Below are 9308 nucleotides of genomic sequence, written 5' to 3' on the forward strand. Positions count from 1 at the left end.
ATCGGAAGCCTGTCTACCGGCCTGAGCACGGCAACGAGCAGCATCGGCAGCTTGTCCACCGGCCTCAGCACCGCCACCAGCAACATCGGCAGCCTCTCCACCGGCCTCGCGAACTCGGTCCAGTACGACGACGCGACCCACAAGCAGGTGACCCTGGGCGGCAAGGGCTCGACCACGCCGGTGATCCTCACCAACGTCGCAGCGGGCGTGAACCCCACCGATGCGGTGAACTTCGGCCAGCTGACCTCGCTGTCGACATCGATCTCCGGCAGCGTCGCGAGCCTGTCCACGGGGTTGAGCACCACCAACAGCAACGTCAGCAGCCTGTCGACTTCCACCTCGACCGGCTTGAGCACGGCGACCAGCAACATCGGGAGCTTGTCGACGGGCTTGAGCACGACCAACAGCAGCGTGGCCAGCCTGTCGACTTCGACCTCCACCGGCCTGAGCACTGCGACGAGCAGCATCGACAGCCTGTCCACCTCGACATCGACCGGCCTGAGCACGGCGACCAGCAACATCGGCAGCCTCTCGACCGGCTTGAGCACGACCAACAGCAGCGTCAGCAGCCTGTCGACCTCCACGTCGACCGGGTTGAGCACGGCGACCAGCAGCATCAGCAGCTTGTCGACCTCGACTTCCACCGGGCTGAGCACGGCGACGAGCAGTATCGACAGCCTCTCGACCTCCACCTCCACCGGTCTGAGCACCGCAACGAGCGGCATCGGTAGCCTTTCGACGGGCTTGAGCACTGCGACCAGCAGCATCGGCAGCTTGTCGACCGGCCTGAGCACCGCGACCAGCAGCATCGGCAGCTTGTCCACGGGCCTGAGCACTGCGACGAGCAACATCGGCAGCCTGTCTACGGGTCTCAGCACGGCAACCAGCAGCATCGGCAGCCTGTCGACCGGCCTGAGCACGACGAACAGCAACGTCGCCAGCCTGTCGACTTCGACTTCCACCGGCCTGAGCACCGCGACGAGCGGCATCAACAGCCTGTCTACTGCACTGAGCTCGAGCTCGAGTGGCCTGAGCAGCCTGTCGACCTCTACGTCCACGGGCCTGAGCACGGCGACGAGCGGAATCGCCAGCTTGTCGACGGGGCTGAGCACGACGAACAGCAGCGTTGCGAGCCTGTCAACCTCGACCTCTACCGGCCTGAGCACTGCGACGAGCAGCATCAGCAGCCTGTCGACGTCGACCTCGACCGGCCTCAGCACGGCGACCAGCAGCATCGGCAGCCTCTCCACGAGCGTCGGCAGCCTGTCGACGGGCATCGGCAGCCTGTCGACCGGCCTGAGCACCACCAACGGCAACGTCACCAGCCTGAGCACGTCGGTCAACAACATCTACAACACCGGCACCAAGTACTTCCACGCCAACTCCACAGCGGCCGATGCCGTTGCCAGCGGCCAGGACGCGGTGGCCATCGGGCCGCAGTCGGTGGCCAGTGGCGCCAACTCCTTCGCCGCCGGCAACGGCGCGAAGGCGACGGCCGACGGTGCCATCGCCATTGGCGCGGGCGCCCAGGCGACTGGCCCCAACGCCATCGCGATCGGTGCGGGTGCACTCGCCACCGGCTCCCAGGCCTTCGGTGTCGATTCCCGCGCCGGCAACGGCGGTGCGGCTTTCGGCGACAACGCCGATGCAGGCGGCACCGACCTGAGCCAGGCGAAGAACGTCTCGAAGGGCACGGCCATCGGCTTCGGTGCGGTGGTGCAGCAAAGCGGCGGCGTGGCACTGGGCTCGGGCTCGGTGGCTTCGCGTGCCGCGGGCGTGGCCGGCTACGTGCCGGGCAGCGCGACGGCCGACCAGCAGGCGGCCATCGCGGCCACCACCAGCACGCAGGCAGCGGTGTCGGTGGGCGATGCGGCCAATGGCCAGTACCGCCAGATCACGGGCGTGGCGGCAGGCTCGGCCGACAGCGACGCGACCAACGTGGCGCAGTTGAAGGCCGCATCGAACGCATCGAAGGCCAGCAGCGCGCAGTACGCGACCAACCCCGACGGCTCGATCAACTACAACCAGATCACGCTGGGCAACGGCCAGGCACCGGGCGGCACGCGCATCAGCAACGTGGCGCCAGGCATCCTGCCGGGCGATGCGGTCAACGTCGGCCAGTTGAACCAGGTTCGCAGCCAGGTGGGCGACGTGGCGCGCATCGCGTACTCGGGCTCGGCCATGGCCTTCGCGATGTCGGGCACCTACCTGCCGACGCTGTACCCCGGCGAAAAGACCGTGGGCATCGGCTTCGGCAGCTACAAGGGCTACAGCGCCGCGGCGATCACCTTCAAGGCGCTGTCCGACGACGGCAAGATGTCCTGGGGCGCGGGCCTGTCGACGACGGGCAAGGAGTGGGGCATCAACGCCGGCGTTGGCTGGAAGTGGAAGTGACCGGCATCCGCCACAGCCGCTGACCCGGCCGAGGGATCGGGTAATCTGCTGGCTCCCGCGCCTTCCGGACGCGGGAGCCAGTTCGCCTTTCAGGACCACACATCGCATATGCGCATCGGCATTTCCGTCATCACTCGCGCGGGGCAGAACATCTGGGAAAACGGCCTGGGGCAGAACGTCGTGTTCCTTGCACGGCTGTTCCAGCAGTTGCCTTTCGTGCGCGGGGTGGTGCTGATCGACGTGGGCGACCAGCAGGTCATGCCCGCGCAGGTCGACCTGAATGCCCTCGGCATTCGGCTGATGCGTACGCATGAAGCCACGGACGAAGTCGACGTGATCATCGAGATGGCCGGCGCACTCGATCCGCAATGGCTGGCCTTGCAGCGCGCACGCGGCAAGAAGGTCGTGTACTACTGCGCCGGGCAGCCCTATGCGGCCCTGATCGAGCCGGCCGTGTTCGACAAGCCCGGCCATTTCTCGCGGCCCGAGCGTTGCGACGAAATCTGGCTGCTGCCCAAGGATCGGGCCCTCGTGAGTTTCCAGCGCGTGCTGAACCGCTGCCCGGTGCGAATCGCGCCGTATCTCTGGCACCCGCAATTCCTGATGCAGCGCATCGCCGAAGCGGAGCAACTCGGCCACCGCTTCGGCTGGCAAGCCGGTGTGCAGCGCAGCGGCCTGCGGGTGGCGATCTTCGAGCCCAATATTTCTGTGCTCAAGACGGCGAGCATTCCGATGCTGGCCTGCGACGAGGCCTATCGCGCTGATCCGGGCAGCGTGGCCATGATGAACGTGCTCAACACGCTGCACATGAAGGACCATCCGACGATGCTGTACTTCGCGAACCAGCTCGACCTGGTGAAGCAGCACAAGGCGCTGTTCCTGGGCCGGCACGACATCGTGGGCTTCATGGTGCAGAGTGCCGACGCGGTGGTGTCGCACCAATGGACGAATGACCAGAACTACAGCTACCTCGATGCGCTGTACGGCGATTACCCACTGGTGCACAACTCGCCCTGGCTGAACGGCTTCGGCGCGGGCTACTACTACCCGGGCTTCGAGGCGGCGGAAGGTGGCCGGCAGCTGCGCGTTGCGGCCAGGGAGCATGACCCACGGCTGCACGATTACCGGCAGCGGTCGCGGCAGGTGTTCGACGCCGTCGATCCTTTCAACGCCGCGAACATCGAGGCCTATGCACGGCTCCTGCTCGATCTGCAGGCGAGCACTCCGGCGGGCGTCGCGGCATGAAGAAGACATTGAAGGTCGGCGTTTCCATCCTCGTGCGCAAGGGCGAGCAGTCGCTCTGGGAAAACGGCATCTACCAGAACTGCCTGTTCTTCGTCATGCTGCTGATGCGCTCGCCGCGGGTGAGCCAGGCCTTTCTGGTGACGGGCGGCGGCGATGGCTCGCCTGAAGACGCAAACTTCCTGGCCGATTCGCCGGTGCCGCTGATCGACATGGCGCAAGCCGCGCAAGAGCTCGACGTGATGGTCGAGATGAGCGCGCAACTGAGCCGCGACTGGATGGTGGCGTTCCGCGAGCGCGGCGGCAAGACCGTGTCGATGCGCGTCGGCAACGACTACGTGATAGACATCGAGCGCATGGTGTTCGACAAGCCGCACGGCCTTCTGCTGACCGGTGCGCCCTACGACGAGATCTGGACCATTCCCGAGTACGAGGCCACCTGCGTTCCCTATTTCGCGAGCGGCTTCCGTGCGCCGGTGCGCATGCTGCCGCACCTGTGGAGCCCACTGGTGCTCGACCGCGCCAGCGCCGGGCTGCCCGAGGGGCAACGCTTCGACTACCAACCGGGCCGCAAGCGCTGGCGCGTCGCGATGTTCGAGCCCAACATCTGCATGGTGAAGACCAGCCACATCCCCTTGCTGTGCTGCGAGGCCGCGCACCGCGCCGACCCCGACCTGCTCGAACACGTCTACGCGTACAACACCTTCCACATGAAGGACAACCCGGTCTTCAACGGCTTTGCCAACAGCCTGGACATCGTTCGCCACGGCCTGAGCACTTTCGAAGGGCGCTTTCCGACCTGGCAGGTGATGGCGTTCAACGTCGATGCCGTGGTCAGCCATCACTGGGAGAACGGCCAGAACTACCTTTACTACGAGGCCCTGTACGGCGGCTACCCGCTGATCCACAACTCCCACCTGATCGGCGATTGCGGCTACCGCTATCACGACTTCGATTGCGAAGAGGGCGGGCGCGCGCTGCAGCAAGCCTTTGCAACGCACGACGACGACCTGGCCGCCTACCGCGAGCGCGCGTGCCGCTTCATTGCCACGCTCGATCCGGAAAGCGAAGACAACGTGCGCATCTACACCGCCGCTTTCGAAAACCTCTTCGCCTGAGACAGACCATCGATGAAAAAAACAAAGACGACGACACGACGGTTCGCACGGCCGTGGTTCGCGGTGGCCGTCCCCGTCTCCGCCTGCGCCTTCGCTTTCGCCACCGCCGGCGCGGCATTCGCGCAGGGCGTGCTCGTGCCCCAGGCGCCACCGGCGGCAGCGCAGGACACGCTCACGCGCGCGGCCACCAGCGTGGGCGTCAAGCGTTGCCTGCCCGCCATCACGCGGCTCGCGACGCTCACCGTGCAAGGCAGCCGCAGCCATGACGTGCTGCTCGACTGGGACCGCAAGCGCCCCGACGCCGGGCCCATGTTCTCGCTGATCGGCATGCAGTTTCCGAACGCGGCCGCAGCCGCTTCGATCACCGCCATTCCCGACGAGAGCGGCGCCTGCACCGTGTCGGCCGAGCGCATTTCGGTCGCGCCGTTCACCTGCGCGAGCGTCGCCGAGCAGGAATTGCAGAGCTACAAGATGACGCGCCTGCTGCCCATCTACGCGGTCTACACCGACGACAAGGAGCCGAGCTCGTCGGTCTCGCTGATCGACTCGCCGCCGGGCTGCCTGATCATCCGGCGCTATGTGGAATACGGCTGGCGCGAGCCTGCCGCGACCGGTGCAGCCGCACCCGCGGCTCCCGCGGGCCAGCCTCCCAAGCGGCGCTAGGCGCGCCCGTCTCCGACACGCACGGACGCCCTTGACCGGCCCGCGCGAGCAGCCGCGCGCTTCAAGAATGGCGGCGAGCCGCGCTTTCGTCGCGGCGAAGGAGACGGACCATGCCGCTGGCGACACTGATCGGCCGATGGGCCATGAAGCCATTCTCTAAGGCGCTGCCGCCGCTGGGTGACACCGAGCGTGCCGCGCTCGAAGCCGGCACGGTCGGCTTCGAGGGGCAACTGTTCGCCGGGCGCCCGGACTTCGACACGCTCGCGGCCATGGGCTCCAACCAACTCACACAACGCGAGCAGGCCTTTCTGGACCGCGAGGTGCGCGAACTCTGCCGCATGCTCGACGACCACGCCATCGACCAGGCGCGCGATCTGCCGCCCGATGTGTGGCGCTTCCTGCGCGAAAAGCGCTTCTTCGGAATGATCATTCCCGAGGCGTTCGGTGGCCTTGGCTTCGGCCACTTCGCGCACGCCACCGTGGTGACACGCATTGCCACAGTCAACACGGCCACGGCCGTCACGGTCATGGTGCCCAACTCGCTGGGTCCGGCCGAGCTGCTGCTGCGCTACGGCACCGACGCGCAGAAAGACCACTACCTGCCGCGGCTGGCGGACGGCCGCGAGCTGCCATGCTTCGGCCTGACCTCTCCGTATGCCGGCTCGGATGCGGCGTCGATTCCCGACCGCGGCGTGCTGGTCGAGCGCGAGTTCAACGGCCGGCCGACCAAGGGGTTCCTGGTCGATTTCGACAAGCGCTACATCACGTTGGCACCGGTGGCCACGGTGGTGGGCCTGGCCTTCCATGCGGTCGACGAAAGCCGGCCTAAAGGGCAGCGCGAACTCGGCATTACCTGCGCGTTGATTCCGGTGCCGCACGAAGGCATGGAGATCGGCCGGCGCCATCGCCCGATGGACAGCGCGTTCATGAACGGACCCATCCATGGCCGCCAGGTCTTCGTGCCGATGGACTGGATCATCGGCGGCGAGAAGCAGGTGGGCCAGGGCTGGCGCATGCTGATGGAATGCCTGGCCGCCGGCCGCGCCATCTCGCTGCCCGCGCTCGGCTCGGCCATGCAGCAGACGGCGCTGTACGTGAGCAACGGCTACGGGCAGATCCGCGAGCAGTTCGGCATGCCGGTCGGCAAGTTCCACGCCATCGCGGGGCTGGTGGCGCAAATGTCCGCCGAGCTCTACGCCACCGATTCGGCGCGCCGCTTCACGGCGGCCGCGCTCGACAAGGGCGAACGGCCCAGCGTGGCGAGCGCGATTCTCAAGGTGCAACTGACCGAGGCGGGGCGGCGCGCGGTCAATCACGGCATGGACATCCTCGGCGGCAAGGGCATCATTTCCGGCCCGTCGAACCTGCTGGGCGTGGCCTACCGGCAGGCGCCCATCGCGATCACGGTGGAGGGCGCGAACATCCTCACGCGGGCGCTCATCGTGTTCGGCCAGGGGGCCGTGCGCTGTCATCCGCATGTGCTCGACGAAATGGCCGCGGTGCAGGCCAACGACGAAACCGCGCTCGGCAAGGCGTTGCTTGCGCACGGCAAGCATGTGGCGGTGAACCTGTGGCACAGCGTGTTCGGGGCGCCGGTGCTGGGCGAGCCGCCGCAAGACCTGATGCCCGAGGCGCGCCTGGTCGCACGCATGAGCGCCAAGTACGCGCTCACCGCCGACCTGGCGATGGGCATGCTGGGCGGCAAGCTCAAGCGCATGGAGTTGCTGTCGGCGCGCCTTGGCGACGTGCTCGCACATCTCTACCTGGCCAGCGCCTGCATCTGGCGCTACCGCGTCGATGCGGCGCCGGAGCTGCTGCCCTTTGCACAGGCCGCCATTCGCCTGCAGCTCGACGAGGCCGGCAAGATCCTGCGCGACCTGTATGCCAACCTGCCGACCGCCGGCCGGCGCGTGATCGGCGGGCTGGTGCTGCGCCGCACCGCCCACCTGGCGCCGCTGCGCGACGTGCAGTTGCTTGCACTGGCGGACCTGCTGCGCAACAACCCGCGCATCATCGAACGCCTGGCGCCCGACCTCAGCGAGCCCGCGGCCGGTGGCCTGCGCGACCTGATGCATGCAATGGAACTGGGCGCGCAACTCGGCGGCACCACGGCCGCGCTCAACAAGGTGCTGCGCCGCACGAATTCGCTGGAAGAGGCGGCGCGCACGGCACCCGATCCGGAGTTGGCGCTGGCCTACCTGAAGGCGGCCGACAAGGTCATCCAGGTGGACGACTTCGAAGGCCCGGCCGGCCAGGGGCGCCAGGGCCGCGAGCTCAGCCCGCCGCTGCCGTCTGCGCCGCAGCCAGTGCCGTCAGCGCCGCCGCCGTCTGCTCATCGGCCGGAAAGAACGACTCCACCGCCAGTTCCTGCAATGTGACGTCGACCGGCGTGCCGAAGATGGTGATGGTGCTGATGAAGCTCAGCACGCCGCTCGGCATGACCACCTGGAAGGGCACGGCCACCGCCGACAACGCGGTGTCGATGACGGGCGCGTCGTGGCTCACGGCGGGCGGAGGGTAGGCCTCCAGCTCGTCGTGCAGCGCCTGCAGCACCGCGTCGCCGGTGGCCGCGATCTGCTGCTGCAACCGTTCGAGCAGGTGGACGCGCCATTGCGCGAGGTTGGCGATGCGCGGCGCCACGCCATCGGGATGCAGGCTCAGGCGAAGCACGTTGATGGGCGGCTGCAGCAACTCGGGCGCGCAGCCCTCCATCAGCAGCGGCACCATCGCGTTGTGCGCCACCAGGTTCCAGTGGCGATCGACGGCCAGCGCGGGAAAGGGTTCATGGCCCTTCAGCACCAGGTCGACCGCGCGCCGCGCCGCGGCCATCGCCGGGTCGTCGAGCGAGCGTTGCCGGTACATCGGCGCGAAGCCGGCCGCCACCAGCAGCGCATTGCGTTCGCGCAGCGGCACCTCGAGCCGCTCGGCCAGCCGCAGCACCATCTCGCGGCTGGGCGCGGCGCGGCCGGTTTCGACATAGCTCAGGTGGCGGGTCGAGACTTCGGCCTCCTGCGCCAGGTCGAGCTGGCTCAGGCGGCGGTGGGTGCGCCAGTGCCGAAGGTGGGCGCCGAACGGATCGCGCGCGCCGGGCTGGCTGGCGGCAGCCTTGGACGAGTGGGGGCGGGTGGTGTTCATGGCCCGCATTCTGGCGCGGCGGCGACATGGCGCCATGACCTCCCAGGTCATCGACGCGATGCACGCCCGGCGGAATCATTGGCTCCAACGCGGCAGGACTGGCTTGCCGCGGCGTACCACTCGAAGGAGATTCACATGTCGGTCTTTGCCTCCCCCCGTTTCCTGCCCAACGTGATGTGGGTCGATGCCGCTTCCTGTGCCGCGACCGGCGGGTTGCAGGTGGCCTTTACCGGTGCCCTGGCCGAGTTGACGGGGCTGCCGGCACCGTTGCTGATGGGCACGGGTGTGTTCCTGCTGGTGTACGCGGCGGCAGCTGCGTTCATGGCGAGCCGTCGCACGCCGCCACGCACGCTGATCGGACTGGTGGTCGCGGGCAACTTCGGCTGGGCTGTGGCGTGTATTACGCTGCTGGTGAGTGGGATGTTCACGATCACTGCGTTGGGCGTGGCGTGGGTGCTGGCGCAGGTGCTGTGCGTGCTTGTGTTGGCGGAGTTGCAATGGACCGGTCTGCGTCGTACCCGGGTTCGCTCGGGGATGTCCATGGCATGACGCTTTGCGGCTTTTGGAATACGCCCGTTGATGGGCGTATTTTCGTTGCGGGGTTTGTTTGGAGCGTCGCTGTTCAGGGCGCCGCTCACGCCGACGGTGTGCTCTGCTCCGCGAATGTCCCCCGCTTCGCTCCTCCTTTATTTCGCTGCGCAGAGCACACCATCCGCGTGAGCGTCATCAGAGTGGTCGTTGATCAGCGGTACACCA

General features: G+C 67.5%; 7 protein-coding genes. 6 read left to right on the forward strand and 1 reads right to left on the reverse strand.

What is annotated here, in order from left to right:
- Positions 1-816: 816 nt before the first annotated feature.
- The 5 genes from DBV14_RS28270 to DBV14_RS28290 all read left to right on the forward strand — a co-directional run bounded on the left by DBV14_RS28270 (position 817) and on the right by DBV14_RS28290 (position 7795).
- Entirely contained in the window at positions 817-2394 is a 1578-nt protein-coding gene (locus tag DBV14_RS28270) for a YadA-like family protein (protein WP_311732869.1), read from the forward strand.
- A gap of 108 nt (positions 2395-2502) precedes the next feature.
- Positions 2503-3639, forward strand: coding sequence for a DUF2827 domain-containing protein (locus tag DBV14_RS28275; protein ID WP_124464430.1), 1137 nt, complete (start codon positions 2503-2505; stop codon positions 3637-3639).
- Positions 3636-4754, forward strand: a complete 1119-nt coding sequence (locus DBV14_RS28280) for a DUF2827 domain-containing protein (RefSeq protein WP_124464432.1) — start codon at positions 3636-3638, stop codon at positions 4752-4754. Before DBV14_RS28275 ends, DBV14_RS28280 begins: the two co-directional genes overlap by 4 nt.
- A 12-nt stretch (positions 4755-4766) precedes the next feature.
- On the forward strand, positions 4767-5417 hold the full coding sequence (locus tag DBV14_RS28285) for a hypothetical protein (RefSeq protein WP_260397256.1): 651 nt from the start codon (positions 4767-4769) through the stop codon (positions 5415-5417).
- A gap of 110 nt (positions 5418-5527) precedes the next feature.
- Positions 5528-7795 (forward strand): acyl-CoA dehydrogenase, encoded by a 2268-nt coding sequence (locus tag DBV14_RS28290; protein ID WP_124464434.1) that lies wholly within the window; start codon positions 5528-5530, stop codon positions 7793-7795.
- Here the strand turns inward: DBV14_RS28290 and DBV14_RS28295 are convergent.
- On the reverse strand, positions 7692-8552 hold the full coding sequence (locus DBV14_RS28295) for a helix-turn-helix domain-containing protein (protein ID WP_124464436.1): 861 nt from the start codon (positions 8550-8552) through the stop codon (positions 7692-7694). The genes DBV14_RS28290 and DBV14_RS28295 overlap by 104 nt on opposite strands.
- Before the next feature lie 135 nt (positions 8553-8687).
- On the opposite strand from DBV14_RS28295, the gene DBV14_RS28300 reads away from it, so the two are divergent.
- Positions 8688-9101, forward strand: coding sequence for a hypothetical protein (locus DBV14_RS28300; RefSeq protein ID WP_124464438.1), 414 nt, complete (start codon positions 8688-8690; stop codon positions 9099-9101).
- Positions 9102-9308 lie beyond the last annotated feature (207 nt).

It is taken from the genome of Variovorax sp. KBW07, from assembly GCF_003852515.1.
Classification (GTDB): domain Bacteria; phylum Pseudomonadota; class Gammaproteobacteria; order Burkholderiales; family Burkholderiaceae_C; genus Variovorax.

Coding starts and splice junctions, on each gene's coding strand:
- DBV14_RS28275 (WP_124464430.1), top strand. CDS start 2,503: ATGCGCATCGGCATTTCCGTCATCACTCGCGCGGGGCAGAACATCTGG.
- DBV14_RS28300 (WP_124464438.1), top strand. CDS start 8,688: ATGTCGGTCTTTGCCTCCCCCCGTTTCCTGCCCAACGTGATGTGGGTC.
- DBV14_RS28280 (WP_124464432.1), top strand. CDS start 3,636: ATGAAGAAGACATTGAAGGTCGGCGTTTCCATCCTCGTGCGCAAGGGC.
- DBV14_RS28285 (WP_260397256.1), top strand. CDS start 4,767: ATGAAAAAAACAAAGACGACGACACGACGGTTCGCACGGCCGTGGTTC.
- DBV14_RS28290 (WP_124464434.1), top strand. CDS start 5,528: ATGCCGCTGGCGACACTGATCGGCCGATGGGCCATGAAGCCATTCTCT.
- DBV14_RS28295 (WP_124464436.1), bottom strand. CDS start 8,552: ATGAACACCACCCGCCCCCACTCGTCCAAGGCTGCCGCCAGCCAGCCC.